At 36.4% G+C, this 26559-nt stretch carries 23 protein-coding genes and 2 pseudogenes; 8 read left to right on the top strand and 17 right to left on the bottom strand.

The window, feature by feature from the left end:
- Positions 1-7 precede the first annotated feature (7 nt).
- The 4 genes from G509_RS0113765 to G509_RS0113750 are packed head-to-tail and all read right to left on the bottom strand — an operon-like array spanning position 8 to position 3463.
- Positions 8-934, bottom strand: coding sequence for a DNA/RNA non-specific endonuclease (locus tag G509_RS0113765; RefSeq protein ID WP_026992061.1), 927 nt, complete (start codon positions 932-934; stop codon positions 8-10).
- A 4-nt stretch (positions 935-938) separates the two neighbouring features.
- Positions 939-1970 carry a S1 family peptidase gene (locus tag G509_RS0113760; protein ID WP_026992060.1) on the bottom strand — a complete coding sequence of 344 codons (1032 nt, stop codon included), beginning with the start codon at positions 1968-1970 and terminating at the stop codon, positions 939-941.
- A 2-nt stretch (positions 1971-1972) separates the two neighbouring features.
- On the bottom strand, positions 1973-3118 hold the full coding sequence (locus tag G509_RS0113755; protein ID WP_026992059.1) for a hypothetical protein: 1146 nt from the start codon (positions 3116-3118) through the stop codon (positions 1973-1975).
- A gap of 6 nt (positions 3119-3124) precedes the next feature.
- On the bottom strand, positions 3125-3463 hold the full coding sequence (locus G509_RS0113750; protein WP_026992058.1) for an effector-associated domain EAD1-containing protein: 339 nt from the start codon (positions 3461-3463) through the stop codon (positions 3125-3127).
- A gap of 847 nt (positions 3464-4310) precedes the next feature.
- Between G509_RS0113750 and G509_RS0113745 the strand changes: the two genes are divergently transcribed.
- A complete protein-coding gene (locus G509_RS0113745; RefSeq protein ID WP_026992057.1) occupies positions 4311-5168 on the top strand; it encodes an AraC family transcriptional regulator in 858 nt (285 codons plus the stop codon).
- A gap of 78 nt (positions 5169-5246) precedes the next feature.
- The gene (locus G509_RS0113740) at positions 5247-6431 is read left to right on the top strand and encodes an FAD-dependent oxidoreductase (RefSeq protein ID WP_035738968.1); all 1185 of its coding nucleotides are present in this window, start codon (positions 5247-5249) and stop codon (positions 6429-6431) included.
- 560 nt (positions 6432-6991) lie between these two features.
- Here G509_RS0113740 and G509_RS0113735 read toward each other — a convergent pair.
- Positions 6992-9376 carry an outer membrane beta-barrel protein gene (locus G509_RS0113735; protein WP_026992055.1) on the bottom strand — a complete coding sequence of 795 codons (2385 nt, stop codon included), beginning with the start codon at positions 9374-9376 and terminating at the stop codon, positions 6992-6994.
- A gap of 434 nt (positions 9377-9810) precedes the next feature.
- On the opposite strand from G509_RS0113735, the gene G509_RS0113730 reads away from it, so the two are divergent.
- From G509_RS0113730 to G509_RS23775, 3 genes and pseudogenes are all read left to right on the top strand, one after another.
- Entirely contained in the window at positions 9811-10611 is an 801-nt protein-coding gene (locus G509_RS0113730; RefSeq protein WP_161627181.1) for a sensor histidine kinase, read from the top strand.
- Entirely contained in the window at positions 10608-11333 is a 726-nt protein-coding gene (locus G509_RS0113725; RefSeq protein ID WP_026992053.1) for a LytR/AlgR family response regulator transcription factor, read from the top strand. Before G509_RS0113730 ends, G509_RS0113725 begins: the two co-directional genes overlap by 4 nt.
- Positions 11334-12111: 778 nt before the next feature.
- Positions 12112-12557, top strand: a pseudogene (locus G509_RS23775) (ISAs1 family transposase).
- A 311-nt stretch (positions 12558-12868) separates the two neighbouring features.
- On the opposite strand, the gene G509_RS23125 reads toward G509_RS23775, so the two are convergent.
- The 7 genes and pseudogenes from G509_RS23125 to G509_RS0113690 all read right to left on the bottom strand — a co-directional run bounded on the left by G509_RS23125 (position 12869) and on the right by G509_RS0113690 (position 17664).
- A complete protein-coding gene (locus G509_RS23125; RefSeq protein ID WP_242604849.1) occupies positions 12869-13162 on the bottom strand; it encodes an SDR family oxidoreductase in 294 nt (97 codons plus the stop codon).
- Positions 13163-13231: 69 nt separating this feature from the next.
- Positions 13232-14061, bottom strand: a pseudogene (locus G509_RS23865) (IS982 family transposase).
- Positions 14062-14131: 70 nt separating this feature from the next.
- On the bottom strand, positions 14132-14566 hold the full coding sequence (locus tag G509_RS22150; RefSeq protein ID WP_051200226.1) for an SDR family NAD(P)-dependent oxidoreductase: 435 nt from the start codon (positions 14564-14566) through the stop codon (positions 14132-14134).
- A gap of 58 nt (positions 14567-14624) precedes the next feature.
- A complete protein-coding gene (locus G509_RS0113705) occupies positions 14625-15644 on the bottom strand; it encodes a hypothetical protein (RefSeq protein WP_026992051.1) in 1020 nt (339 codons plus the stop codon).
- Between the two features lie 4 nt (positions 15645-15648).
- Positions 15649-16347 (bottom strand): peroxiredoxin-like family protein, encoded by a 699-nt coding sequence (locus tag G509_RS22145; protein WP_051200224.1) that lies wholly within the window; start codon positions 16345-16347, stop codon positions 15649-15651.
- A 70-nt stretch (positions 16348-16417) separates the two neighbouring features.
- A complete protein-coding gene (locus tag G509_RS0113695; RefSeq protein ID WP_026992050.1) occupies positions 16418-16966 on the bottom strand; it encodes a carboxymuconolactone decarboxylase family protein in 549 nt (182 codons plus the stop codon).
- A gap of 107 nt (positions 16967-17073) precedes the next feature.
- On the bottom strand, positions 17074-17664 hold the full coding sequence (locus G509_RS0113690; protein ID WP_026992049.1) for a Crp/Fnr family transcriptional regulator: 591 nt from the start codon (positions 17662-17664) through the stop codon (positions 17074-17076).
- Between the two features lie 1031 nt (positions 17665-18695).
- Between G509_RS0113690 and G509_RS22140 the strand changes: the two genes are divergently transcribed.
- The 3 genes from G509_RS22140 (at position 18696) to G509_RS0113670 (ending at position 20806) form a co-directional block, all read left to right on the top strand.
- Positions 18696-20048 carry a site-specific integrase gene (locus tag G509_RS22140; protein WP_035738965.1) on the top strand — a complete coding sequence of 451 codons (1353 nt, stop codon included), beginning with the start codon at positions 18696-18698 and terminating at the stop codon, positions 20046-20048.
- Between the two features lie 103 nt (positions 20049-20151).
- On the top strand, positions 20152-20469 hold the full coding sequence (locus G509_RS0113675; protein WP_026992048.1) for a type II toxin-antitoxin system HigB family toxin: 318 nt from the start codon (positions 20152-20154) through the stop codon (positions 20467-20469).
- The gene (locus G509_RS0113670; protein WP_026992047.1) at positions 20447-20806 is read left to right on the top strand and encodes a helix-turn-helix domain-containing protein; all 360 of its coding nucleotides are present in this window, start codon (positions 20447-20449) and stop codon (positions 20804-20806) included. Before G509_RS0113675 ends, G509_RS0113670 begins: the two co-directional genes overlap by 23 nt.
- A 144-nt stretch (positions 20807-20950) precedes the next feature.
- Here G509_RS0113670 and G509_RS0113665 read toward each other — a convergent pair whose 3' ends face one another.
- From G509_RS0113665 to G509_RS0113645, 5 genes are all read right to left on the bottom strand, one after another.
- Positions 20951-22429 (bottom strand): serine hydrolase domain-containing protein, encoded by a 1479-nt coding sequence (locus G509_RS0113665; protein ID WP_026992046.1) that lies wholly within the window; start codon positions 22427-22429, stop codon positions 20951-20953.
- Positions 22430-22515: 86 nt separating this feature from the next.
- Positions 22516-23088, bottom strand: coding sequence for a helix-turn-helix domain-containing protein (locus G509_RS0113660; RefSeq protein WP_026992045.1), 573 nt, complete (start codon positions 23086-23088; stop codon positions 22516-22518).
- Between the two features lie 452 nt (positions 23089-23540).
- On the bottom strand, positions 23541-25106 hold the full coding sequence (locus G509_RS0113655; protein WP_081663313.1) for a T9SS type A sorting domain-containing protein: 1566 nt from the start codon (positions 25104-25106) through the stop codon (positions 23541-23543).
- A gap of 185 nt (positions 25107-25291) precedes the next feature.
- Positions 25292-25543 carry a hypothetical protein gene (locus tag G509_RS0113650; protein ID WP_026992043.1) on the bottom strand — a complete coding sequence of 84 codons (252 nt, stop codon included), beginning with the start codon at positions 25541-25543 and terminating at the stop codon, positions 25292-25294.
- A 108-nt stretch (positions 25544-25651) separates the two neighbouring features.
- Positions 25652-26539, bottom strand: coding sequence for a CPBP family intramembrane glutamic endopeptidase (locus G509_RS0113645; protein WP_207382682.1), 888 nt, complete (start codon positions 26537-26539; stop codon positions 25652-25654).
- Between the last annotated feature and the right edge of the window lie 20 nt (positions 26540-26559).

The following is a 26559-nucleotide window of genomic DNA, read 5'->3' as shown; positions in this document are numbered from 1 at the left end:
ATACAAACTATAATAAGATATTTTCAATATTAAAACCTAATTCATATCCGATTGAATCACTTTCTAAATCAGGATCAATGTCTATTTCTTTTAAAACCAATTTAGTAGCTCTTTTATCTGTATATGAGTCAATTGCTTCTGGTATTTCTAAACCCGATACTTCTTCAATGAGTGATACATTTACTTGATATGTATCTGCATCATTAAACTGCATAAAAATTTGGTCATCAGATTCTAACTGCTCAATTATATTATCATTTATTAACAACTTGTTTTGACTCATCATAAATCCAACTCTATAAAGCTTTCCATCTTCTTTCTCAAAAACAACTACTTTCCAAAATAATGAAGGAATTTGTATCTGAGCGTTATTTATAGGTGTTACAAAATATGGATTGGCATTTGATAGAACAGGACCCGTGAAAACACAGATTCGCAACTGATTTCGTTTGGCTTCTGTATGAAGAATATAATCTTCTAAACTTCTCCAAATATCTCTATTTAGATCTTTATGCTGCGGAACTGCATTTGTATAATAGAAAGTTGAATCTGCGGCATTTAATGCAATTCCAATAGTCTCTCCCCATTGAACATCTTCCCTCTTAGTCATGTGGCCTCTATCAAAGTTACTTTTATCAGCATTATAAAGTTCCGTTCCCCACTGATTATCTTTCGCTACTCTATCATCTTTTCGCCAATTGTCTTTTCTAGGTACCTTTTTGAATTTTAGGCCATCAATGTTAGTTGCCGTGTAAAAGGGGAATTTATGGGATGATGATAATTGTAAACTATAGTTGATATACGTTATTACATCACTACCATCTTCGTCGATAACTACATCTGCAGTTTGGTCATGATTTAATTTTGGTAAGGAAACTTTTTTAGTCAATATAAACTCATCATCGTATCCTTGAAATAACATTTTGCTTTTCATATAGTTAGTTTTTGTGATTATCTTTTAAAAATTGAATAATTTTATTTATAAAAATTCCTTCATTTCTTATTTTGATTCCCTCCTTAAGATCAGGTTCATCAGGTTTACTTCCACCTCCGCTATGGTGCAAGGCAACCACTTCCCATTCAGAATTAAAGACAGGAGATCCTGAAGACCCTTTAAGGGTATCGGTAAGGTACTGAACAATTCTGTCATTTGTATGAGTTACAATATTATGGTATAATGAAATCTGTTTCATCTCTCCCTTCGGATGTTGAATAATATTAACGAAATCATTTATAAAAATTTCAATCTCTTTTAACTCAATAAAACCATATTCTGCTAATGTATTATTATCATCACTTAATTTAAAAATAGTTGCGTCACAGTCTTTTACTTCTGAACAATACCAAGGTCCATCGACATCAATCATGAAACTCCTAGAAGGAATAGTATTGCCATTAACATCAAGTTCATAATCAAATATTACCCTTGTTTTTTCTATATCTTTTTGATTATTGATTACGTGATAATTAGTAATAAAAAAGACATCTTCAATATCTTTTACTTTGAACAAAAAACCTGTACCAACATTATATCTATTATTCCCAATTTTAATCTCAACTTTTCCCACAGATTTACTTTTCTGCACCCCTTTAGCTAAAAAATTAACTGGCAGTAAAGTACTTTGATCCATTGTTAGTACTTCTAATGTCTCATCGGAAACATCCTGCCAATCAGAAGCGTCATCAATGTCAGGGCTTTCCGAAAAATCAATTTCTTTAGAAATTAATGCGGATTTTAGAAATTGGTTATCTGGATAAGTATGTAACACGGATTTCACCAATTCACTTACCTTACTATTTTTATCTGCTTCACTAAGCACATTACTCCAAACGTCCATGGGGCTACCGCTAGTGTCAATATACTGCTGTTTTAACCCTGATGCTTTTACATACTTTGTTATACTATCCTTATTGGGTACTAAGTCGCTTAATACATCATTTAATTGTGTGAGTTTTTTTGTCCAAGCCATAATTAATTAAAGATTTGTGGGTATTCCATTGCCACTCGGTCAATAAGACTTTCAATCATTTCTTTTTCAATACATTTGTTTATTAGCTGAGAAGACATGGATACGGCAGAGTCTTCAACGAATAAAGAAACATTAAAACCAATATTTTTTGCTAATGTTTTGACAGATATACTGGATTGGTAGAATTGTGGTAATTTAATAATTAACTGTTCTATAGATATTCCTTTAAAATGTACTCCCCGAATCCTTTCATAGAGCAAATTAAGCTTGGCTTTTTCGGAAGCATGTGTTAGCTCCAGAGGGGAAGAATAACGAGAATCGAAAATTGGATTGACTATGTTTGGGTTTAATAGATATTCTCCATAACGTCCATCTTTTTTTGCATAATTTTTAAAGAAACTTTGAATTTTTGAATCAACATCTGCAACCTTACTATCAGCTGTAACATAGACAAAATCGTAAAAAAGACTATCTTGATATTCATATTCCATTAAAGAAAAAGGATGATAAACAATAGGACAATCTTTTTCAAACACTTCAATTTTATCAATAGAATCAATTAATAAATAGCCTCTCGGTATACCTTGGGTGGAAGCGAATTTTGAAGCCCAGCTCGTATCCATTGGTTGCCACTTCGCTTCCCTTATTACCACACAGTCTCCTTGTTTAATTTTTAATTGATCAATTACTTCTGGAAAACATAAAATAGGAATACCGACTGAAGCATTACAGCCAGCACTTATAGACATTAATGTTTTGCCATCCTCAGTAGGAGGAAGCAATAAAGTCCCAACACCACCCATTACTTTTTTTGATTTTCCAGGAGGATAGAATTCAAGCCAGTGCTCGCTTTGTATAGCAATGTCTTCTTGTTCATGTTGTCGTACTACTTCAGATGTACTAGACCAATAAAGACCGGGAACGCGAGCAATCCAATTTGAAACAACAAATTTGTACAAATTTATTTTTTGACCCCAATACTTTGTTGGTTCAGCAATAACATTTTTCCAAAATTCTTCATCAGTATAAAACCAGTATAATTTACTGGAATCAGTTTCCTGAATCTGAAATGATGAATCTTCCGCTAACGCATAATTTTCAATTGTCTCAATAATTTTAGCTCCTTTGTATAGCTCCTGTAAACTCATAACTGGTTATGTTTTTATGTAATTCTTCCGTAAATCATAAATAATTTTAAACTTTTGGTTATCTCCATATTGCTTTTCAATCTCTTTTAATAATTTATTCATAGTCATATTTTTTGGTTGATTTTTGCGCATTTTATAAAGTGCGTCGCTCCAAATTTCATTCGCTGTGCTCTTAGTAAGCAAATCTGATTCCTTTCCCCCAGCTTTCTTCCAAATTGTTGTTAAAGAAGTACCATTAGGATACAATTCAACTATTAAATCTTCTGTACTTTGCCACCATTGATCTGTTGTAATATTAACGGAATTTAAAATTCCTGATAATGCTAAAATCCCTTTTGTAAACATATCTAGAAGGTAGCCATTTGGCAAAAAATAAAAAAATGCTAGTGTTCTATTGCTTATCCTTTCTTGGAAGCTGGTATAGTTGGATAAATTAACTACGTTGACCCCTTTCCGCCAATTTTAATTAGGCTGCTAATTAATTGTAGACCAGGAGAAATAGTGGTCAATTCTAAATCGGCGAAAGGGTTCAATCGCGTCTGGTTTTTGCACACCACTACAGGCATTGCAGTAAACTTATAATGAGAGCTAATGCTTTCTGAAGTTTAAGCTAAACCACAATAATTTTAAGTACATTTCTTAAAATCAGCAGCCGCAATAAATGGCTTTCAGCAGATTTCGGTTTACATTGAGCATAAAAGCCAACGAGAGCCGTTTTACCATTGCATAGTAAAAACAGTAACGTTAACACAACTACTTGTGATCATCCGAATGCTTATTCTTAATAATACTTTAAATAACACAATTATGAAAGACATTGTGTTCGACAGCCCCTCACACATTTAATTGGTGAAATTTTTGAATCTAATTTTTTGGTAAATAAAAATGAATCGTATAAAAAGTGAACAATAAAACTTTTAAGGTACAATAATTCGAAAACTTAATTTACACACTTAATATATTGAAAATAAATATATTAATTACTTTAAATTTCATTAAAGAAGGTTAAAATTGGCGCAAGGTGTTCGACTGTGATCCCTGACAGCCCACATACCCCTAAAACCTCAGTATTTACTGGGGTTTTATTTTTATAGTTTGAGGGATAATCGAACTTTAACAGGTTTCATCTAAATAAAGAGTGATGGTTATAATTGACTAAAGACTAACTTTGTTATTATTAGCCAAAAAGATAATGCCTAAAAAAACAAAATCCATTCCTGTAAATACATTGCCTTTAGGTGTTAGAGAAGGAATAATCATTGGGCGGAGATCGTTTAACGGCTCACCTAATTTTGAAGAAGTGGAACGTTCGCATCGTGATGGCGGATACTCGTTTATAATACAGGAAAAAGGGGCCACTCGAATTGAAATTGACTTTCAAACACATGCTATTGAAGCGCCATCTCTTATTTATATTCACCCTAATCAGGTACACCGAGTTATAGCCTTTAAAAATGCTACAATAACCAGTTGGATAATTACACTTGAAAACCTTCGGCCTGAGTACCTGAAATTATTAGATGATCTCGCACCTGCGAATGTACTGCCCTTAACTATAGAAACATTTTTAATTCTTTCTGAGATGGCATCAGTATGCATGAAACTTTGTGAAAGAAGCCACGAGAAACTATATGATGCTATACTTCGAGAGAGTTGTAATACGTTGGTGGCATTGGTTGCCTCACAATATTTAGCATTCACTAAACCTACTGGCAACTATTCCCGGTTTGATGTTATTAGTAAAGCCTTTAAATCAATGCTTGAACATAATTTCAGGACGGTTAAAAGCCCAACGGCGTTTGCCGGCTTGCTTAATATTTCGGTTCCTTACTTAAATGAGTGCATCAAAGCCACTACAGGTAATTCTGTTTCATACCATATTCAGCACCGTATTGTTTTAGAAGCAAAACGCTTAATTTATCATTCGGACAAATCTATAAAAGAAATTGCCATCGAACTGGGCTACGATGATTACTCTTATTTTACACGGCTATTTAATAGGATTAGCGGAATGACCCCAACCGCCTTTCGTAATAGAAACCTCGATTAGTGCTATACTTACCTCTTATCGACATTGTTTGACGTATAAATGTAATGTTCCTTTGTACCAACAAAAAACAGGTGTGAAATGGAAACATTAAAGGAAATAAATTTACTACAAAATAAAAAAATCGCTATTATAGGTGGTGGTCCCGGCGGATTGACCTTAGCAAGGCTTTTACAGCTTAAAGGAGCGGATGTAAAAGTGTATGAAAGGGATGTTAACCGGGAGGCGCGTGTGCAGGGTGCAATAGTTGACTTGCATTTTGATTCGGGCTTAAAAGTAATCGAGGCCGCAGGCCTGATGGATGCTTTTAAAGCAAGTTATATGGCTGGCGCTGATAAATACCGAATGGTTGACAAAGATGCTAATATTTGCCTTGACGAGACTAATACCGATGTCGAGGATGACTTTGGAAGTGAATACTTTAGGCCCGAAATTGACAGAGGAGAATTACGAAATTTATTGATTGAGTCTTTGCTGCCGGATACTGTAGTTTGGAATAGCCAGTTAGAAAACATGGAATTGGCAGATACTACTTGGATTCTAAAGTTTAAAAACGGTACTGCAGCTAATGCAGATATTGTTATAGGTTCAGATGGTTATCGCTCAAAAGTTCGGCCTTATGTTACTGATGTTAAAGCTTTGTATTCTGGTGCAACTATCATACAGGGCGAGATAGACCATCCTGAGACAAATTGCCCCGAAATGTATAACCTTGTTAATAAAGCAAATCTTATCGCAATGGATACAGGAAAAACCATTGCAGCCCAACCACGTGGCGATGGTGGGTTAACTTTTTATGCGGCGGCGCTTTATCCTGAAAATTGGGTACAGGCCAGTGGTGTCGACTTTAACAAAAGCGACGAAGTATACACTTATTTAGTTAACTATTACAAAGGATGGAATCCGATATTTTATACGCTTTTTAAAGCATGTCTTAATTTTATTCCACGCCCTCTAAACTATTTTCCTATTGACCAAAATTGGAAAGCTAAAGCAAATATAACTCTAATAGGAGATGCAGCTCATCTGATGCCACCATCCGGCGAAGGGGTTAATACGGCTATGCTTGATGCGTTAGATCTAAGTGAGAGTCTTACCGGCAAATACCCGAATTTGGAGGCAGCCATTGCTGCTTATGAACAACAAATGCGCTCCCGCGCCGCAATTTTGGGGAAAGAAGCACTTGAAAGTATTAAAGATTTTGCCTCACCTTCTGAAGAGTCAATTAACAAACTTGTACAACAGTTCAATACAATAAAATCTTAAATGATAATCTAACTTTTGTATCCTTTAGTAACTTAATAGAACAACATTTCTAATATTTTACGGATGTTTGGAATCGTTGAAAAATGCCAAAACAGGCACGAGGTGTTCGACTGTGATCCCTGATAGCCCACCACAACAAAAATCATTGAGGAATCAATGATTTTTTTGATTTAAAATGATTATTATTCAAATAATTCAAGCGTAACTTAATATTAGGGCGATATTAGTGTTCTATAGCCTCCATTAAAATAATGGAAATAAGCGTTCAATTTAAATGATTTTGCTAACTGGGTGTAAATGTCTAAATGATTATCCTACTAAATTGCTGTAATCGAATCTTTGTATATGAAGTTAATAATTCAAAATATTTATATCTGTAATAACGCTAACTAAATTTTTGCTTTAATAAGATTTTGATCAAATTTTGCCATATGTTATAGGGATTGGGAGGGTTATAATTTTTAATATGCTTAAATACATACGCATGCAGCTCTTTAATTGTCACACTCTTGTTGTTATCAGTATTATGGCCTTAAGTATGTTTTTGCTACAAATTGTATTTAATTGGTAATACGTGTTTTTTCCTCATCATTAGCGGAGTTTCTTTTGCCTATCTCCTTAATTTCTTTATTTCCAAAATTGTAGCTTAGGTTAATTTTAAACTGCCTGCTTTCATACCCTCCATTACCACTAATGTATAATGCGCCATATCGTGTATCTCCAGACCAGTTACTTGTGTACAAAATATCTGTGGCAGCAATCCTGACAGATAACCGATTATCTGCAAACTGTTTTTGCAAAGCTACATCAAGAGAACCCATACTATGGGTTTTATATGTTCCGCCCCACACATTTGGCGTATTAAACCAACCTGAAATTTCCATCTTAAAATTTTTAGGTAACGTAATAGAATTTTGTCCGTAAAGGCTAAAAGTGTTTTTTGTTACCGGGTTAAATTTTTCATTATTAGAGTTATAGGTGCTTCGGTAACCATTCGCACTTGCAAAAAGATTCCACCAATCGTTAAATTTAAAAGGATAGCTTATCCCAAGATTTAGTATTTGTACATTGGCAATGTTTTGAGGTGACATTATATTGCGGTTATTGTCTGCAACATCAGTAATCTGGGCCATAAAATTTGTAATATAACTATAACTCAGTGAGGTGTTCAATATGTATTTATAGGTATGAGTCAATTTTATATTGTGTGTGTATTGTGGTTGCAGTAGCGGATTCCCTTTCGTAGTTGAGAGTTCATCAGTATTAACCTCAAACGGATTGAGCGAGCGATAATTGGGACGCTCTACCCGGCGGCTGTAAAGTAAGCCGAATTTATTATTTTCAGTAGCGTTATATGTAATGCCACCGCTTGGAAAAAGATCAAGATAATTACGCTTGACTTTACTGTCTGCTAAATCCTGTGTACTGTCCAAGTCTCCTTCAGAAATTGTTTGCTCGGCCCTAAGCCCCAACTGTAGAGAGAATTTACCAAAGGTTTGAGAATAGTTAATATATCCTGCATTTATGTTTTCTTGGTAACTAAAAAAATTGCTTCGGTCAGCATTGAATTGCTCATCGTCACCATCTACATCATAAAAGCGAAATGTATTATTTGTTTTAACAAAGGAGCTTTTTAAGCCATAAGCCAGCTTACCTTTTCCTATAGGCTGTGCAAGATCTGTTTTTAGCGAAAAAAGGTAAATGTCAACCGGGGTAGCCATACGGAAACCCGACTGGCTTATAATTTGTGTTTCACCTGCATTATAGTATGTGTTAGGCTGCAGTTCGTTTCGTCCGGCTGTATAATGTGCCGCATCGCCATCAATATTAAATTCGCGCCCAATAGAATCTGCAAAACGGTAATTAATGTTACCGCTTAGGTTTCGGTTGCTGCTTGCCGCCTGTCCTGTGGCCAGCAGCACCTCCTGCCTTTGCCCGTCGGTAAGGGTACTTATCGGTGTGCGCGTAATAGTACTGATGTCGTAATCGCTCCAGGAACCGTTTACAACTACGCCAAGCGTTTTATTTTTACTGATAAAATAATCAAGGCCAAGCCTCGCATTGTTATTTTGGTCATCGCTGACGCTCTTTGACCGGGAATCATATATCATGTCTGACTGAACACGATACCGATTAATAAAACGACGGTTTTTACCCGTCAGGTTACTGTAATTAGCATATAAATTTGTTTTTTCACTACGGTTATTAAGGCTTAAAGATGAGTTGGATTTGGCATAAAAACCTTGTGCATAACCTGTAGACAAGGAACCATTTGTGCCAAAATCCTTGCTTTTCTTTAGTTTTAAATTAATAATCCCGGCATTACCGGCCGCGTCATATTTAGAAGAAGGTTGTGTTATAACTTCCACCGTTTCTATATCGGCCGCCTGCAAACCTTTCAGGTAATTAACCAAATCAGTATCACTTAATAGCGACTTTCGCCCATCAATATAAATACTAACCCCTGTTTTACCTTCTACAATAACGTTATCCTGGTTATCAATCATTACACCGGGTGCTTTGCGTAACAAATCAAAACCATTGCTGCCGGATGCACCTATACTGCTTTCTACGTTTAAAACGGTTTTGTCTGCCCTTACTTCAACCATTTGTTTAGCAGCAGTTATGGTTACCGCCTGAAGTTCTGTAACATCAGGAATCAGTTCTATTAATGCCAGGCTGGTGTCTTTATTTATATCCATCCATTCAGATTGATATTCTTTATAGCCAAGCGAACGAACAGTTAAACGATAGAATCCGATTTTAGAAATACTCAAAGTAAATGAACCATCGGTTTGTGCAGCAGCTATTTTAACAACAGTAGAATCTTGTCTGCTGGTTAGCATTACTGTAGCATCAGGAACAGATATCTTGCCCTTTACAGTAATATTTTGAGCCTGAACGCCGATGGTTAGGAGTAAAAAAATATAAATTAGATTTTTCATAATGCCTGCAAATAATTATTTATAATGCCTGCAAATCTACCGTGCTGAAACTGGTTAGGAGAACGTAAATCGCTGAAACACCAAATAGACAGATAAACGAAAGTTTATAGTATTGACCGACGTATATGGCAATTGGACGGAAATTTGTTGTATTATCATGCGAGTATCTGTAATTTCGGAATATGAAAATAAAAAACTTACAACGCCCGGTTAAAACCAAAGAAATAGCCTTTTTTAGCGTGGCTTATTTTTGCTTTGTAGTTTTACATTATATTACCTTGTGGATTTACCTTGGGGCTAATAAACATAGTTTAGAATTAAAAGAGTTTCTAAACTGGGGCGGTGTAGACCATTTGCTTAAATTTTTACTTGGCTTACCAATTTGGTGGTTAATTTTTAGAGTTATGTGGAATTTTCCCTTATATCAAAGGTTAATGGTTCATTTTTTAACCTTGCCATTGTTTGTTTTTTGCTGGCAACAACTCTACTACCCTATTACAGATCTGCTTAAAATGTATCACCATGTAGGCTCGGCGCAAATATGGCATGTTTATATTTGTGCACTGTTTTATATGCTGCAATTTGGCCTTTTGCACGCTTACGGTTATTTTAGGGATAACCAGGAAAATATAGAACGCCAGGCCGTATTGCAACAATCTGTACTGCGCAGCGAACTATCTGCATTAAAGGCACAGCTTAATCCCCATTTTTTGTATAATGTTTTTAATACAATAAATGCTTCTATACCTCTTGAGCTAGAGCAGACACGGCAAATGATTGCCGAATTATCTGATTTGTTTCGCTATCAGTTAAGGGTTTCTAATTTTGAAACCGTACCACTTAGCGAAGAACTCGATTTTACAAGTAAATACCTGGATTTAGAAAAGGCACGTTTTGAAGAACGTTTAACCATAGAAATTTTTGCTGATGAAGCATTGTTAAACGAACCTGTGCCTCCGCTTATTTTACAGCCAATTGTAGAAAACGCTGTTAAGCATGGTATCTCTCCACAAATTATAGGTGGCAAGATTACTATTCGTGTTAGTAAAGGAGCCAAAGGCTTAGAATTTTCTGTAACAGATACTGGCATCGGAGTTATAGACAAAAGCCGGCTTTTAAATATAGGCATTGGCCTTACTAATACCGAAATGAGACTGAATAAAATGTTTGGTACCTCGTTAATATTCACAGACAATAAGCCACATGGCTTGTGTGTACAATTTACATTAACATGAAAAAAGTAATAATTGTTGATGATGAGGCGGCGGGCCGTAAATTAATCAGGGAATATATGAGCGATTTTCCTGAACTGGTATTAGTGGGCGAAGCTAATAATGGCGTTGATGCCGTAAAAATGATTAACGAGTTTAAACCGGATCTGATTTTTTTAGATATAAACATGCCCGGTATGAACGGGTTTGAAATGCTTGCACATTTAGAGGAATTACCACAAATCATCTTTTCCACTGCTTATGACCAGTATGCGCTTAAGGCCTTTGATGTGCATGCCATAGATTATTTGTTAAAACCCTACACCCGGGAGCGGTTTAAACAGGCATTAGAGCATGTTCGTATTGAAAAGACAGATGTTTTACTTCCTCTTGCCGAACAGGTTATACTGGAGCAGGCAAAATATCCTAAACGGATTATAGTACAGTCGGGCAAAAAGTATATTACTATAGCTACCGAAAACATACAACGTATTGAGGCTTGGGGCGATTATTGCCGTATGCACACTCTCGATCAGGTCTATATCAGTAATTTTGGTATTAGCCAACTTGTAGAAAAGCTTAACCCCGACACTTTTATACGGGTCCACAGATCTACCGTCATTAATATTCATTCTATTAAAGAAATTAATAAATTTCCCGGTGGTTATGACGTGGTTATGCTAAATAAGGATATTGTTAATGTTAGCCGCAGCTATATAGACAACTTAAGAAAATTGATGTTTTAATGTAAACTATTAAATGTTTTAAAGACATATAAGTGATGACAAATTTAAACAAGATTATTCAAGGGACAAATTTTATAGCATTCGCTATATTTTTAGTTTCCAGCAACGTATCAGCTCAAAGGATATTAAAATATTCTGACCATGAACCTTTCGTTGGAATGCGCACAAAATTTCTTAATGATGTATTTTTTCCGGCCATTGAAAAAGAGTCTAATGGGCGATTAAAATTGAAGCGCATTAGAATGGTGAGCTTGCCGGTGCTTACAAGGCATTAGAAATCGTAAGTAAAGGTGATACAGTAGATATTGCAACCATTGTGCCTGAATACACAGCCTAAGAACTCCCGTTACATCAAATTTTTAAAAGCTTTCCCGTGGGGTCTTCAGGCAGTAAGCAAGTTTTATTTTTCCGTAAAGTGTATAAAGATATACCGGATTTTTCAGCTGAGCGGGGTTACAACAATTTGGCGAAACGCTTGTTGATGAGCACCTGAATTCAAACAACTCGCCGTTTAAGTTTAACGATAAAGAATTGGACGAAGAAACCGAAAATTATTACTATAGCGCGCAGGGCAAACGCATCATTTTAATCTTATATACAGAGTGATAAAAGTTTGATTTACATCTGTTTGTTTCTTTATATTTGAGCGGTAAATTATTAAGCATTTTTAAGCGGATAGAAGACAATAGGCGTGATTTAAGCAAACTTCACGATTTAAACGACATCCTTGTCATGGCAATAATTGCAGTGATTTTGTGAGGCAGATACATGGAACAACATTGAAGAATATTGTGAAGCAAAGTCCGATTGGCTCTCTAGGTTTCTGAATTTGAAAAATGCGATTCCCTCCCATGATACCTTTAACAGGGTAATTAGTGCTATTGACAGCGATTGTTTCGAGCGTTGTTTTATTGAATGGGTTAGTGAATTGATAAAGGTTACCGATGTAAAGGAAATCGTAAGCATTGATGGAAAAACCATACGTGGAGCAAAGAACATGGAAAAAAATCACCTATCCATATGGTTAGTGCATGGGCTCACCATAATAATTTAGTGTTGGGTCAGGTTAGAGTAAATGGAAAAAGCAATGAGATCACGGCAATACCTGAATTACTGAAAGTCTTAAGCTTTAAAAACAGTATTGTCACTATTGATGCAATGGGTTGCCAAAAAAGTATAGCGTCAAAAATTATAGAAAGGAAGCAGATTACGTTTTGGCGGTAAAAAACAATCAGGAACAGCGTATTAATTTAAGAATTGAGTTAATAACGTAAAATATTAATTTATAGTAGATTAAATCTCTTAAATATTGCTAATAAAGTCAAAACAGGCATAAGGTGTTCGACTGTGATCCCTGACAGCCCACACATCCCTAAAACCTCAGTATTTACTGGGGTTTTATTTTTATAGTTTGAGGGAGAATCGAACTTTAACAGGATTACATTGGGTTTAATTATAACTCTTTTAAATTTCAAAGCTTTCTTTTCACGTAGTATTTCTGAAATTCAAACATCAACATCTACGCCGATTATAAATTAATACAAAGCATTGGCGCTCATTCCCCCATCGACAACTATATTTTGCCCCGTTATGTAAGACGCTGCCGGCATCGCTAAAAATGCAATGACAGTAGCCATTTCTTGTGGGCTTGCAACCCTTTTAAGTGGTGTACGGGCAAGTACTTTCGCAATTTTACTTTCATCCCTGAGTAAATTTTCTGTAAGAGGCGTTTCTGTAAACCAGGGAGAGACCGCATTTACCCTAATTCCATCGGATGCCCATTCTACAGCCAGGCTCCGGGTTAGCTGTAAAAGTCCTGCTTTAGATATTCCGTATGGCGACCCTGTTTGAACATCCAGGAAACCGGCAATAGAAGCTATATTAATTAATTCAAGTTGCTAGTTTAGTGCTTTGCTTAATTGCAATCCAAAAACAAATAGTGTTAGCTTTATTAGGAAGCCCTCCAATGTTACGGCATGTATTGTTCTTGGAAATAGTTTCTTAATATCGCTGATAGTTGTTTCTACTATTTTTCGCATTTTTAATTTTTCAAGTTTTTGTTCCAGTGTATCTATTCTTTTAGAGTTTGACTTCCTTTGGATTTTCAACAAAATTGCTTTTCTTTCCAAAGCACTATCTTCCAGTCCATAATCCAAATAAGCGCTATCTCCATATATTGAAGATTCTGCGGGTAATTTATCTATCATCTTGCCTAATGCTTTTGCATCGGCTGTCTTGCCAGGTGTAAAGTGAAAAGCTATTGGTATACCGTCTTTTGTCGTAAGCAATTGCACCTTTACACCATAAAAATAACTCCTCATACTGGCTGTGTACCCTCTCCACTTATATCCTTAAGTATTTTACAATTTGCAATCCTCATATTATTACACACTGCCACTGGGAAAGAATCAATAATGTAATGAAGCTCACAACAGATATCTTTAAAATAGGCACTTACACTTTCAAATAAATCATAAAGCAATCTGCCAACTTTATGCAGCCTCCGGTTGAACCTGCTTTTGTCAAGCATATTGGGTATAAAACCATATTGCTTCATAAACTCAATAGCAGAGCAATGGTTTCCATAAAAACTCGTGGAGGAAACAATAGCGGTTAGTATAATTTCGCTATCACTTACTTGCCGCCTTATATCTTCTTGGTGTCCAATTCCTTTTAAAATATCATCAATTAAATAAAAAATAGAAATAATTTTGTCTCTTGTAAGCATCATACTTGTGAGTGTTTAGTTGTGGTAAACCAAATTTCTCACTTTTGGTGCTTACTTTTTTGTTTTCTAACTAGCAACTTGAATTAATTATAGAGGTATTTGTACCTTTTTTTAGTAAAGGGTACATGGCATTGTTTAATCGGAATACCGAGGTAATATTTGTATCGATAACTTGTTGGTACTCTGTTTCGGTGTAATCTACTGTTGGTTTTCTAATATTTGTTCCCGCATTATTAACCAAAACATCAAGTTGACCCCATTTTTCTTCAATAAGCGATTTCAACCGTACAACATCTTCCACAACTGTTACATCGGCGGCGATTCCTTCAATATTGGAGAAATCCTTTTGCAGTTCAGTAACCACTTCCTCAATAAGTTTCTCATTCCTGGCAGTAAACAGTACATTCGCGTCTAATTTTAAAAACAATTCTACAGTTGCTTTTCCAATCCCTTTGCTACCCCCGGTAATAAGGGCGTTACGGTTTTTTAAAATAAATTGTTCCATTTTATAATTCGAGTTATATTAGGGTGTTGTGTAATATCACGCAACACCCAGAATACTATTATTCAGTTAAGAGTTTATTTAAAGGTACACTAACTACTTTAAAAGGCAAACTAGGCGGTGTATTAAGTTTACCATCGGCATCATCAATAATATGGTTTAACTGGCTATTTACGGTATATAATCTTCCGTCTTTTATAGCTGAGGCAGTTGGACGATTGTAAACAGTATTAAATTTATCCCTTATTGTAAGCTTGGCTTCAGAATAGTCTTTGTTAAAGTCGGCAGTAATAATGGCACCGGCTTTAGAATATACATTAACCATAAAAAGGGTATTGTTATTAAAGAACATGCCATCAGAACCTGCAAATGCTTTAATAGCTTTTTCTCCATTTAATTTTATTGGGCTAACTGCTTTTGTTTTTAAATTAATCCGCACCAGTCTTCCGTCACCGGCATCAAGCCGATCCATAACTGAAGCAATTAAATATTTATGGCCGGGTGTTATAGACAATCCGTTTAAATCAAAAGGCTGGTTTGGAGCAGGATTTGATAATAGATCATTTTCTACAAAAACTGATGGAGTCGTTGCATTGGCATTGGCCGTGTAGATTTGAGGCCCGAAAGTATTGGTTACATAAATAGTACCCTTATCATCAATTGCTATTTCATTAAAAAACACACCTTCAATATAATTTTCAGGAATTGTTTTTATAAGTTTTCCTGACTTTAAATCGAACATTTTTAAATTGCTCCCAGGTTTACCACTGGCAGTCTTAAAATTAAAATTTGCTACCCAAAGGTAATTGTTTTTAGTGTCTACCGCCATACCTACCGTAAGAGCCATTCCGTTTTCTCCGGGTTTGCTAAAGTAGGATGACTCATTTTTTGTGTTTATTTTCTGGATGGTACCATCTCCAAATCCACCTATCAAAAATCCACCATCAGGCAGGGCAAGGATGCCTTCTGGATATAATGCTTCTCCTTTTAAGTCTATATAAGTTGCTTCTGTTGCCTGAGAAAAAACGTATACTGTACTTAATAGCAGAGAAGCGGTAATAAAATATTTTAAGGTTTTCATTGTATTAATTGTTGTGTTTTTTTAAAAAATTAATTGTCTCGATAGGTTCTGGCCTGAAGCGATAGTCAGGGTCAGCTTTGACATCCTGAATAATACCGCCCTGCCCGACTACAAAACGTGCAGGAATAGGCAACTCCCAGGCAGTACCTTCATTTATATCCTGTATGTTATTTCCAAAAGTACCCTGATACAGATCTTTTAGGTACTGGGGAAATTCATAAACCAAACCAAATGCTTTTCCAACCGTATTATCGGCGTCTACAAGCATACTGTATTGTAGTTTTATCTCGCTGGCCTGCTTTTCGGTTCTTGAAAAACTTTGCGGTGAAATAACTACAAGGTTGGCTCCGGCATCTTTAATTTCCGTATAGTATTTATTTAAATATTTTACTTCTTCCACACAATAAGGGCACCAGCTTCCTCTGTAGAAACTTACCACAAGCGGGCCATTTTTTAGTAATTCTGTAGAATCAATGATAGTATTGTGCTGATTTTTTAATTTGAAAACCGGAGCGGTATCACCTACTTTTAAAATGTGGTCTACAGCACCCGATTTGCGAAGAAAATCAATGTGCCGTTCCATTTTTTCATTATCTCCTTCAGAAAGTTTTGAACTGTAAAATTCCCGAAGCTTTTTTAAGCGTGTTTCAAGAAGATCTTTTGCACTTACAGGCGTACCGCTTTTATTTTCAGTAATATTCATATGAATTAATTTAGATGTTATGTAATGGCCTTATCGCCTGAAATTGATATTAAAATAAAATAGCTAATTATTATAGTGTATCGGCTAACGGAAAATCAATTTCAAGGTGGGTAAGGTTATGTAAATAGTTGCTGATGATTTTGTCTCCTACAACCATTACAACATCGATCATATTGGCTTCGTTATAGCCTGCATCAAAAAAGGCGTTAAGAGCTTCTGTAGTTGCTTTACCTTTGTTAGCGACAACCGATGATGTAAATTTTGCAAGGGCATCAAGCTTACTGTCAAAGGGTGCTTTGCCCGCTCTGATTTCCAGAATTTGCTCGTCTGTAAATCCGTTCATTTTACCCAATGCGGTATGGGCTGACTGGCAGTAAAGGCAATCGTTAATCTGGCTGGTTACAAGATTAATTACCTCGCGTTCTTTAGCCTTAAGGGTGCTTGTACGATTTTGCAGGGTTAGATAATCGCCAAGTGCGGTTTCGTTTTTACCAAAATAGGCATACAGGTTAGGAATAAAGCCAAGCCCTTTTTGAAGGTTATCAAAGATGGCCTGATTGCCCGCAGAAACTTCTGTTCTTGTAGGTACGGTAAAAATTTGTTTAGACTGAGTGTTCATATTTTTTTGTATTTAAATTATTATTTTGTCGTTATTGACAATACAAAGTTGCGATGAACACCACTGTTTTCTTGATGAAGTAGATTAGGAAAAAAGGTTGAACTGGTTCAACTCTTTTTCCTGACTTTATTATTGCGGATTTTAGATAAAAATTCGGTTGTCATCCCTAAATAAGAGGCCAAAGCATATTGAGGCATGTGCTGAACGATATCAGGATATTTTGAAATAAACTGATCGTAACGCTCTTCGGCAGAAAGCGTGAGGTTGGCAACCATCCTCCGCTGTTGAAAGGCTAGGCCCTTTTCAGCCATAATCCTGAAAATAGTTTCAAATTTATGATTAGCTTTCTTTAAGGCAGTTTCTTTATCAAATTCTATCTGTAGAACAACAGCATCTTCTAAAGCCATCACAAACATAGTTGCCGGCTGCTGATATATGTAGCTGTTGTAATCTGTAATCCACCAATCTTTAATACCGAACGAGATGGTATGGTCTGTACCGCTATCACCAATTACATACGAACGGAAAGCACCCTCTATAATGAAATTCCTGTATTTTGCGGTAAAGTCCGGCTGAACGATAAATTGACGTTTTTTAATTTTTGCTTCTTTAAAAGCATCGGTAAAAGCATTAATTTCATCATGGTCTAAAGGAAGTATTTTTTCGATATAGCGGGCTAGCTGTTCTTTTGCAGTCATTCTTAATAATATATAGTTCAAAAGTATAAATTTTTTTATTGACAATGCTTTTGTGTAAAAAACGGTGTTAGTGGGTTCACTATCAACACTTTTGGCACCTTTACAAAACGTGCTTTGTATTCTCAAAAAATGTCAAAAATAGGAATTAAGTGTTCAATTGCTGTCCCTGACAGCCCACACATCATTAAAACCTCAGTATTTACTGGGGTTTTATTTTTATAGTTTGAGGGATAATCGAACTTTAACTGGATCTCATCAGTTTTGTAGTACTACTAATAAATTTTGATACCTACCATTTGAATTAATACTTTAAAAATGTATTTTATAAGTTAACTGCATACACTGAAAGCAATTGACCCTTTTCGCCGACTCGAAATTGACCACTATTTCTATTGGTTTACAAATAATTAGTATCGTCATCAAAATTGGTGGAGAGGGATCAGCGTAATTAATTTATCCAATTACCTCTTAAATTTTTGATAGTAATATTTTACAGTTAAGCTTGAAACTAAACATGCTAAACAATTTGTGTTCGATAAACCCTCATACATTAAAAATAGGTGTTTTCACTCCTGATTTTGATGCTAACAATTGATAAATGTTACAATAAAATAATAAATTCAGTATTGCAAAGTAAAATATTATTTTTAATTAATTTAAATTAATACACTAATAGTCAGTTTATTAAATTTTTTAAAACTCTTTAAATAGAGTCAAAATAGGCACAAGGTGTTCGACTGTGATCCCTGACAGCCCACCACAATTCAGCTTTATATCATTATAAAGTACATTAAAACAATGAAAACCTGCAAGTTACGGCTTTGCAGGTTTTTTATTTTTACCCCTGCACCATCAAAATTTTCAAAAATACACAAAGTTTTTGTGGCAAATCTGTGGCAATTTCAAATTGCAAAAAAATTTGCCCCGAATATTGTTTTAGTTTTTTGTTTTTCACCATGTAAAGCTGCTTAACGACTTGATTTGAAAGCACTATAATTCGACCTTTATTAATTTTTTAAAACGTTGAATTTATGTTAGAGAACAGTTTCGGAATAACCTTCTTTTTGAAGAGTTCCACAAAAGGCACAAAAGAAAGGTATATTTACCTTAGAATCACAGTTGATGGAATCCCAAAGGAAACATCCACCAAACGGAAATGGGAAATTGCCCGGTGGGATCAAAAAACCGAGCGGGCTACGGGCGGGAAAGAGGATGCTAAAATTTTAAACTTTTTTCTGGATGCCATGCACATGAAAATCCAGCAGTACAAAAGTGAACTCATGCTCGCCGGACAGCCTATCACCACTCAAAGGCTAATAGATTTTGTATTGGGCAAGAACACTTCAAAGGCAACGATCGTTCAGGAGTTCCAAAAGCACAATGATGAATTATTGGCTTTAGTTGAAAAGGGCGAGTACGCAATAGGTACGCATGTACGCTTTGAAATTGCCAAAAAGCACCTTAAGGAATACCTGCGATACAAGTATAATGTGGAAGACATGGATTTCCGTGAACTTAACTTTGAGTTTGTAAAGGATTATGAATTTTACCTGAAAACGGTTAAAAACATCAGCCACAATACAGCGGTGAAGTACATTACCAATTTCAAGAAGATTGTATTACTCGCCATTGACAAGGAGATTATAGCAACTGATCCCTTCAAGCGGTTTAAGGCGAAGAAAATCAAAATTCATAAAAAGCCGCTTAGTTCCTATGAACTTGCACTATTGGAAAACCATACTTTTTCTACCCCACGCCTTGCCACGGTACGGGATATTTTTGTTTTCCAGTGCTATACAGGGTTAGCCTACATCGATGCCTTTAACCTTAAGAAATCGGATATAAAGTCAGGCATAGATGGAGAGATGTGGATTATTACCGAAAGGCAAAAAACCGGTAGTAATATCAATGTACCACTTTTGCCGAAAGCGAAAGCCGTCATGGAATGCTACAAAGACCACCCGCTATGCTTACAGAGAAATTCTGTGCTGCCGGTAACCTCTAACCAAAAGATGAATGCCTATCTGAAAGAAATAGCTGACCTCTGCGGCATAGAAAGCATCCTGAACACCCACAAGGCCAGGCGCACCTTCGGAAGCACTGTAACGCTTAATAATGATGTGCCGATCCATGTAGTAAAAGAATTGCTGGGGCATCAATCGGTAAAACAAACTGAAGAGTATGCTATAACTGAACAGCAATCTGTTGGAAGGGAAATGAAGCAGTTGCAGCAGAGATTGCATCAAAAAGCTGAATTGCCGGATGCCCCGCTGCCACCGGATGTTTTAAGGATGCAGGAAGAGATTGTTTCTCTGAGGAAACAATTGAAAATGGTAAATGAGGATAAGCCGGAAATTATAAGCGTTCTGCGTATTTGTAAATAAAGTTTATGGGTGTCATCACTGATGACGCAATTTCCACATGAAATCTTTAAAATAAAAACAAACAACAATGTAACCAAATTGGTAACGATTTAATATATTTGCAATGAGGATAATCGCTGTAAAAACAATAAGGGAATACTGGGAGCAATTTCCGGATTCGGAGAGGCCGCTGCAATACTGGTATAAAGATGTGACCGCTGCTGAGTGGAATAGCCCGAACGACTTAAAAGTTCAGTTTGGGAATGCGTCGATATTAACTAGCAGAAGGGTCGTATTTAATATACATGGTAATACCTATCGCCTAATTGTAGATATTGAATACCGCTTAAAAATAGTATTTATAGTCTGGCTAGGGACACACAAGGAGTACGATAAGTTTAACGCAAAAGAGATTAGCTATGTTAAGACTGATAAAAAATGATTCGCAACACGAAGATACCCTTGCCCGTATCTACAAACTAATGCAACTCGACTTGCAGCCAGACACCGAAGAATCCGACGAACTGGAAATCCTTTCGATGCTGGTTAAGAAATATGAGGACGAACATTATCCCATTCCTGAGCCTACACCGGTAGAAGCGATAAAGTACAGGATGGAGCAAATGAATTTAACCGATGCTGAACTTTCAGAAATTTTAGGTGCTCGATCACGTAAATCTGAAATCCTATCCGGCAAAAGAAAACTTAGCCTTACGATGATACGTGCCTTAAAGGAGAGATTAAATATATCTGCGGATATATTGATTCAGCTTTATTAATTATAAAGGTATATTGTAGAATAATGATTACTTGTAAATAATTGAATATGATTTAATTACAATTGTTGCCTCAGTGAGGCAACAATTGTAATTTTCTAATTGTGCCATCAGTGATGGCACAATTATGATTATTAGTTTATAAGATTAATTCCTATTTTCTATATCAATCAATTTCTTTCCGTTTTCTCCTAGGTAGTACACGAGTAATTCATTGTAGAGCTTATAACCTACATCGGAATTAGTAAAGATTAATATCCCTTGTTTGGTCTTTGGTAACAGGAACGTTAGGCACTGCGTTCCATTATCTGAGCCTCCGTGAGAAATTGCATATTCGTTATTCCCTAAATCGTATAATTCGAATCCCAACCCAAAGTATTTATTTTCTTTGGTTTTTACCTGTTGCTTTATCATTTCATGGTATACGTTTTCACTCAGATTCCCACCTTTTAAAATACTAACCAAAAAATTCCCATAGTCCGCAATTGTCGTGTGCAAGTCATCTGCCGCATTGACTTTTTTATTTTTAACGGTATCGTAAGGTTTCCCGGCGCTATCGTAACCAATAGCAAATCTTGATGTATAAGAATTATCATTCCATAAGTAGGACGTGTCCTCCATCTTTAAGGGGTGGAAAATAAACTCCCTGGCTAATTGCTCAATGGACTTTTTAAATTTACTTTCCAACGCATTTCGTAAATATTCAAAACCTTCACCCGAATATTGATATTGAGTTCCAGGGTCAAATTCAAAGTTCAGCTTATTGCCCTTATTTAGATATCGCCAGTTTGGAAAACCGGTTTGATGACTTAAAATTATTCTCGTTGTTAGTTTTTTACTCCTTGCGTCATTTTTAATATCAGGATCTACCCAATAGTTAGAGATGGGTTCATCAAGTTTCCATTTCCCCAGGCTTACTAATCGCAATGCAACTACTGATGTAATTGGTTTTGCCAGCGAAGCAACATTAAATATAGTATTGTATGGAGCAGACACACCTTCTTTAATTTCTCCAAAAACTTTAACCTGCTTTAGTTCTCCGCCTTCTATAATTCCAAGGCCCAACGTTTTGACATTGTTTTCTTTCAGCCAGCTTTCAATCTGGGCATCATTTTCAAAAGTGGGATGCTGGCTATGTTTTGAGTAAGGCTGATGATCATAACTCAAAGAAGTCGTCAATTTCCATGTTCCGTCTTCGAGTTGCCAGACATGGGAAAATTTCGCAACACCGGGTGTGATTTCAGTTTTATCGTAAAACAGGTGGATACCATTTTGAACTGCAGCGTAAATAATTCCGTCTTTATACAGCGGATATATTTCAGTACTTTCCTTTTGCAGAATTCTTTTTACCTGTCGAACCGAAGGATCCTTGCACAGGCCATTTTTTAAATCACTTAAAAATTTCTGTTTGTTTGAAATTCCGTCTTTATCATGAAAAAAAATCAGGTTATCACTCATTAAATTTTCAAATTGGGAAATGTCACAGTTGTTGAAACCTACAGAAAAGAGCAGGCTGTCTTTCTCTATAATAGTCTTGTAAAGTACATCTGAACTTTTAAGTTGTGCGTAACAAACCTTTGTGGAAAGAAGTAAAAAGAAGAATAGAAGTTGAATATCTTTTGCCATAGTTTAGTTTTTGGCAAAGGTTATGATTGTAGCATTTGCGCACAAAAAAAATACCCGCCAATAACACGACAATCACCTGTCAGCAGTTATACAATGCTGAATTTCAGTCTAAAGCGTAATTTCTTATTCCGGTCTATTTCTGCAAGATTTAATAGGATTAAAGACACGTTGGATAGTAAGATTGCAGCGATAAGCACGATTGTAAAGGAGCGGCCTAATTTTAATAATATCCCCAAGATAAAGACTATTGGAGCAAGGATAGTCCATAGAATCTGAAGCGAGATAATTTGTTTTGAAATAATGTTATCTTGTTTGAATAAACGAGATAGTATTAATGGGACTATAATATTTAATGGTGGTAGTATGACAAACATAACCGACGACAGATTGATTAACTTCATTTTTTGGAAATCGATAGCGTTTGATGAATCTTCGGCCTTAACAGTATTTGTAGCGACCGTCATAGTTTCGGCCTTAAAATCTGCAAGCAGTTCATTTTTTTGAAGGTTAAGTGCTTTTGCGAGTGCTTTAAGCGTATGCCCTTTGGGTAATACCCCCGATTCGATTCTCTGGATTGTCCTGACAGAAATTCCCGAATTTGCTGCAAGTTCTTCCTGCGTCAGATGCTGCTGCTCCCTTATTCTCTTTAATTTTGACATATATCTAATACTTACAGACTACCTGTGCGACCATTTATTTTTCAAACGCTATCATGAACACACAAATGTAATAAAGATAAGCCGTCCACTCCAAGTGATTGTTCCAATCACGAACAGTAATCAAGTTAAAACATGTAACACTGGGGTACTGATTTACAGTATTGATCTATAGTAAGGTAAAATTGTCGCCTCGGTGAGGCGACAATTGGAAATTTGGTTTAAAAAAATAGTAATTCCACTTCACTTCTATATCCGGGATGATAATGGGTCGTGTAACGGATATACCCCATAACCTGAAGTTCTTTAAAATACTTATGATAGGTTGGTAAAGTTTTGATATGCGAAAGCGCCATGATTTTGCTACGGCTAAACCTGATAAACTTTGAATGTTATATAGTAAAACCAACCCGAAGGTTGGTTCTACTATATAATTTTTTTTGCTGTCGCACAATCTAATAGTCTGTCTTCACTATATTTTTAAATACCGTGCCCGCATCTGTTGATAAGCGCAGGATATAATTGCCTGTGGCCAGCCCCTCCAACGAAATGCTGCCCGTAAAAGCATCGCGCGGCTGGCTCAATACCAGCTGACCCTGCATGTTATAAAACAGGGCATCGCAACTGCCCTGGGGTAATGCTATATTTAAAACGCCTGTTGCCGGATTAGGATATATGGCAAAATCCGTGGTCTTGGTGTCTTCAATGCCCATTGTATCGTCATTTGTAAAACGGCATACAATCATTTGCATCCCTTCGGTATTGCTGTAGCCTGTAAAACCGGTAGTAACAATCCGGCCATCGGTCATCTGATGTATGTCCTGAAGGTAGTTTAAATAATCGCCGTTTGAGCCGGTAAAGTCAAAGAGCAGCTTGCCTTCTGTGCCAAAACTAGTGTCTACCGCCCCTGTAGCGGTAAAGCGGGTTAAATAAAACTCGCTGCGCATATATGGGTACGGATAGCTCGCGCTGCCGCCTGCCAGTATTTTGCCGTCGCTTTGCAGGTGCAGGGCATTAAACTGGTCGTTAGCATTAAATATGGTAGGTAGTATAACTTTTCCGTTTGTGCCAAAAGCAGTATCAATGCTGCCATTGGCATTTAGCCTTGCCACCGCCGGGCTGGTAGAGTTATAGCCCCCTGTACCATAAAGGCCCAAGGCATATCCTGCCGCTATTATTTTCCCGTCAGGCTGAAGTGCCAACCTTTCAAAAGTGCCGTTACCTGCATCAGGCGAAAGCGCTACAACAGCAACCCCATTGTCGGCAAAGCCGGTATCGAAGCTGCCATCTTGGTTAAAGCGGCATACTACGGCATTTTCAAGGGTAAGATAAGACTTGCCTGCCACAACAATTTTATAATCGGGCTGTACTGCTACATCAAGGGCAAGGTCAAATTTGTAGGAGGTAACATCAGCATGTACCACGCCATTATTGCCAAAGGTGGTATCTGCAGAGCCATCGGCATTATAACGGTGCAATTCGTACACATTAATTTCGCCGTTCCAATATTGCCCGATCACAACAATTTTACCGTCAGGTGCCAGAGCCATACAGCCTACGTAATTCAAACCTATAGATACAATGCCGTTTGTACCGAAAGTGGTATCGGGAGAGCCGTCGGTATGTAAGCGCCTTACTTCGGCCTGTCCGCTTATGCCGCCACTTAGTACAATTTTTCCATCAGGCTGAACCTTAAGGGCGCTGATAAGGGAATTGGCTGCTGCATAGTTATTATAATAAACGGTACCGTTATTGCCAAAAGAAGTATCGGCATCACCATTTTCAAGGTGTTTGTTAATAAAAACACCCGAGAAAGCTCCTCCTCCATAATCTTGGGAATAGCTGTATCCGGCAGTAAGGATAGAACCATCTGGCAGTGCAACAATCCGGTTGGAACGGGTCATCTCTTCCTGCACATATATTGTTTTTTTGCCCGTCAGGGCAAATGAAGTATCAAAACTACCTGCTTGTGCCATTGTCAGCAATGGGACGCAGAGTAAGGATAGTAATGTTTTTTTCATAAAATTAGTATTGATTGAATGATTTAGTTAATTAGATATAGGTATGTAAAAAGGTTGCGTCTATAATAGTAAAATTTTAAATTATTGGATTATTCGATACTAAGTGCTCCAAAATAGAGTCAATCGTATTGATGTAAAATCGGGGCAGCGCAATTTAAACAATCTTAAAACATTAAGTAAAGTGATTATTGATTAGGTCGGTTTTTAATTTCGCTATTTACTCTTTGCAGGTTGATAAATATTGGTAAAAAGGTTGTTGGGCAGCAAACGGCTATAACGAGTAACGCCGGTTGTTTAGCGATGATGGCAACGTATATTGAAATAATACATGCAACTACCATCACAATACCCAGCCCTATTGTTGCACCCAGCACTACTTTTTTCTTTTGCTGTAATTCATCCATGCTTAACTCGTTTAATGGTCTTGTTTTTTTCATATTGTTTATTGTTTTAGTTACTAAATACACCAAAATCAAGTGCTTTGTCCAACATGTTACTACATCATAGTTTTACTTCTTATGAATATTTATGAACGTACAGAAAGATTAATATTGGGAAACCGATGCATCATTGTGTTTGTATTGGTTTTTCTTTAATTGTTTTTTTCTGTAAATCGAAGAAATTACCCAGATGGTTACCAATGTTGCAAGGATCGTAATTTTAAGGGTGTCCGTCTCTGTGAAAAAATTATTTACAGAATGAAACGCAGAGGCTGCAAGCAGTGAATGTGTAGTATCTGCAACCTTTCCAATCCCCCAGGTCCCTACGATTAAAATTCCAAAAAACAGCGCATTTGAAGTCGTGACTTCAAAATTTAAGTGCCAGGTAAACCATAGTGTTGCAACAAGTAAGATGTTCAAAAACTCTGGTAAGGGCTTAAGTTCCTGTTGTAAAAATCCCCTCCAGCCTATTTCTTCTAAGAGGCCATATACTAAGACGGCTAAAATCGCGACAAATGAGAAAGTCCCCTTAACAGCATATTCAACGCCCAATATTAAGGTGATGGGAAGTCCCCAATAGAGCAGCAAAGGGCTGCTTATTGTATTGTAGTTACCTCTTAATGATGGTTTATGTTTTATTTTAAATAACAAAAATACTACCCATGCACCTATAGCAGGGCCGGCACCCTGTAAGATTATTTTTAAAAACCCGTTGGTAAATCCTTCTAAAAGCGACGTCTTGTTCGTCAGGTAACGCAGCGCTATTGCAATGATGTAAAACAACCCTATTGCGGGATAATTAACCTTAGTTTTCAAAGGCTCGATTTGGATTCCCTTCATTTCTACATTCAGTATTTGTGCAAATATATAAAAACTCACCACATGGTGACATATAATTTTGTTGGATTTAAAAAAAGATATATATTTATCACCGATTGGTGATTTATAATGTTTGTTTTGGTCAGGAGTTCCCTGACAGGGTACTACAATCATTTGTATAGATAGCAAAGCCA

The organism is Flavobacterium subsaxonicum WB 4.1-42 = DSM 21790, assembly GCF_000422725.1.
In the GTDB taxonomy this organism is placed as follows: domain Bacteria; phylum Bacteroidota; class Bacteroidia; order Flavobacteriales; family Flavobacteriaceae; genus Flavobacterium; species Flavobacterium subsaxonicum.
Note: the sequence above shows the minus strand (reverse complement) of the source record. Positions and strands in the feature narration are given on the sequence as shown.

Coding starts and splice junctions, on each gene's coding strand:
- G509_RS0113765 (WP_026992061.1), bottom strand. CDS start 934: ATGAAAAGCAAAATGTTATTTCAAGGATACGATGATGAGTTTATATTG.
- G509_RS0113760 (WP_026992060.1), bottom strand. CDS start 1,970: ATGGCTTGGACAAAAAAACTCACACAATTAAATGATGTATTAAGCGAC.
- G509_RS0113755 (WP_026992059.1), bottom strand. CDS start 3,118: ATGAGTTTACAGGAGCTATACAAAGGAGCTAAAATTATTGAGACAATT.
- G509_RS0113750 (WP_026992058.1), bottom strand. CDS start 3,463: ATGTTTACAAAAGGGATTTTAGCATTATCAGGAATTTTAAATTCCGTT.
- G509_RS0113745 (WP_026992057.1), top strand. CDS start 4,311: ATGCCTAAAAAAACAAAATCCATTCCTGTAAATACATTGCCTTTAGGT.
- G509_RS0113740 (WP_035738968.1), top strand. CDS start 5,247: ATGGAAACATTAAAGGAAATAAATTTACTACAAAATAAAAAAATCGCT.
- G509_RS0113735 (WP_026992055.1), bottom strand. CDS start 9,376: ATGAAAAATCTAATTTATATTTTTTTACTCCTAACCATCGGCGTTCAG.
- G509_RS0113730 (WP_161627181.1), top strand. CDS start 9,811: ATGGTTCATTTTTTAACCTTGCCATTGTTTGTTTTTTGCTGGCAACAA.
- G509_RS0113725 (WP_026992053.1), top strand. CDS start 10,608: ATGAAAAAAGTAATAATTGTTGATGATGAGGCGGCGGGCCGTAAATTA.
- G509_RS22150 (WP_051200226.1), bottom strand. CDS start 14,566: ATGGAACAATTTATTTTAAAAAACCGTAACGCCCTTATTACCGGGGGT.
- G509_RS0113705 (WP_026992051.1), bottom strand. CDS start 15,644: ATGAAAACCTTAAAATATTTTATTACCGCTTCTCTGCTATTAAGTACA.
- G509_RS22145 (WP_051200224.1), bottom strand. CDS start 16,347: ATGAATATTACTGAAAATAAAAGCGGTACGCCTGTAAGTGCAAAAGAT.
- G509_RS0113695 (WP_026992050.1), bottom strand. CDS start 16,966: ATGAACACTCAGTCTAAACAAATTTTTACCGTACCTACAAGAACAGAA.
- G509_RS0113690 (WP_026992049.1), bottom strand. CDS start 17,664: ATGACTGCAAAAGAACAGCTAGCCCGCTATATCGAAAAAATACTTCCT.
- G509_RS22140 (WP_035738965.1), top strand. CDS start 18,696: ATGTTAGAGAACAGTTTCGGAATAACCTTCTTTTTGAAGAGTTCCACA.
- G509_RS0113675 (WP_026992048.1), top strand. CDS start 20,152: ATGAGGATAATCGCTGTAAAAACAATAAGGGAATACTGGGAGCAATTT.
- G509_RS0113670 (WP_026992047.1), top strand. CDS start 20,447: ATGTTAAGACTGATAAAAAATGATTCGCAACACGAAGATACCCTTGCC.
- G509_RS0113665 (WP_026992046.1), bottom strand. CDS start 22,429: ATGGCAAAAGATATTCAACTTCTATTCTTCTTTTTACTTCTTTCCACA.
- G509_RS0113660 (WP_026992045.1), bottom strand. CDS start 23,088: ATGTCAAAATTAAAGAGAATAAGGGAGCAGCAGCATCTGACGCAGGAA.
- G509_RS0113655 (WP_081663313.1), bottom strand. CDS start 25,106: ATGAAAAAAACATTACTATCCTTACTCTGCGTCCCATTGCTGACAATG.
- G509_RS0113650 (WP_026992043.1), bottom strand. CDS start 25,543: ATGAAAAAAACAAGACCATTAAACGAGTTAAGCATGGATGAATTACAG.
- G509_RS0113645 (WP_207382682.1), bottom strand. CDS start 26,539: ATGATTGTAGTACCCTGTCAGGGAACTCCTGACCAAAACAAACATTAT.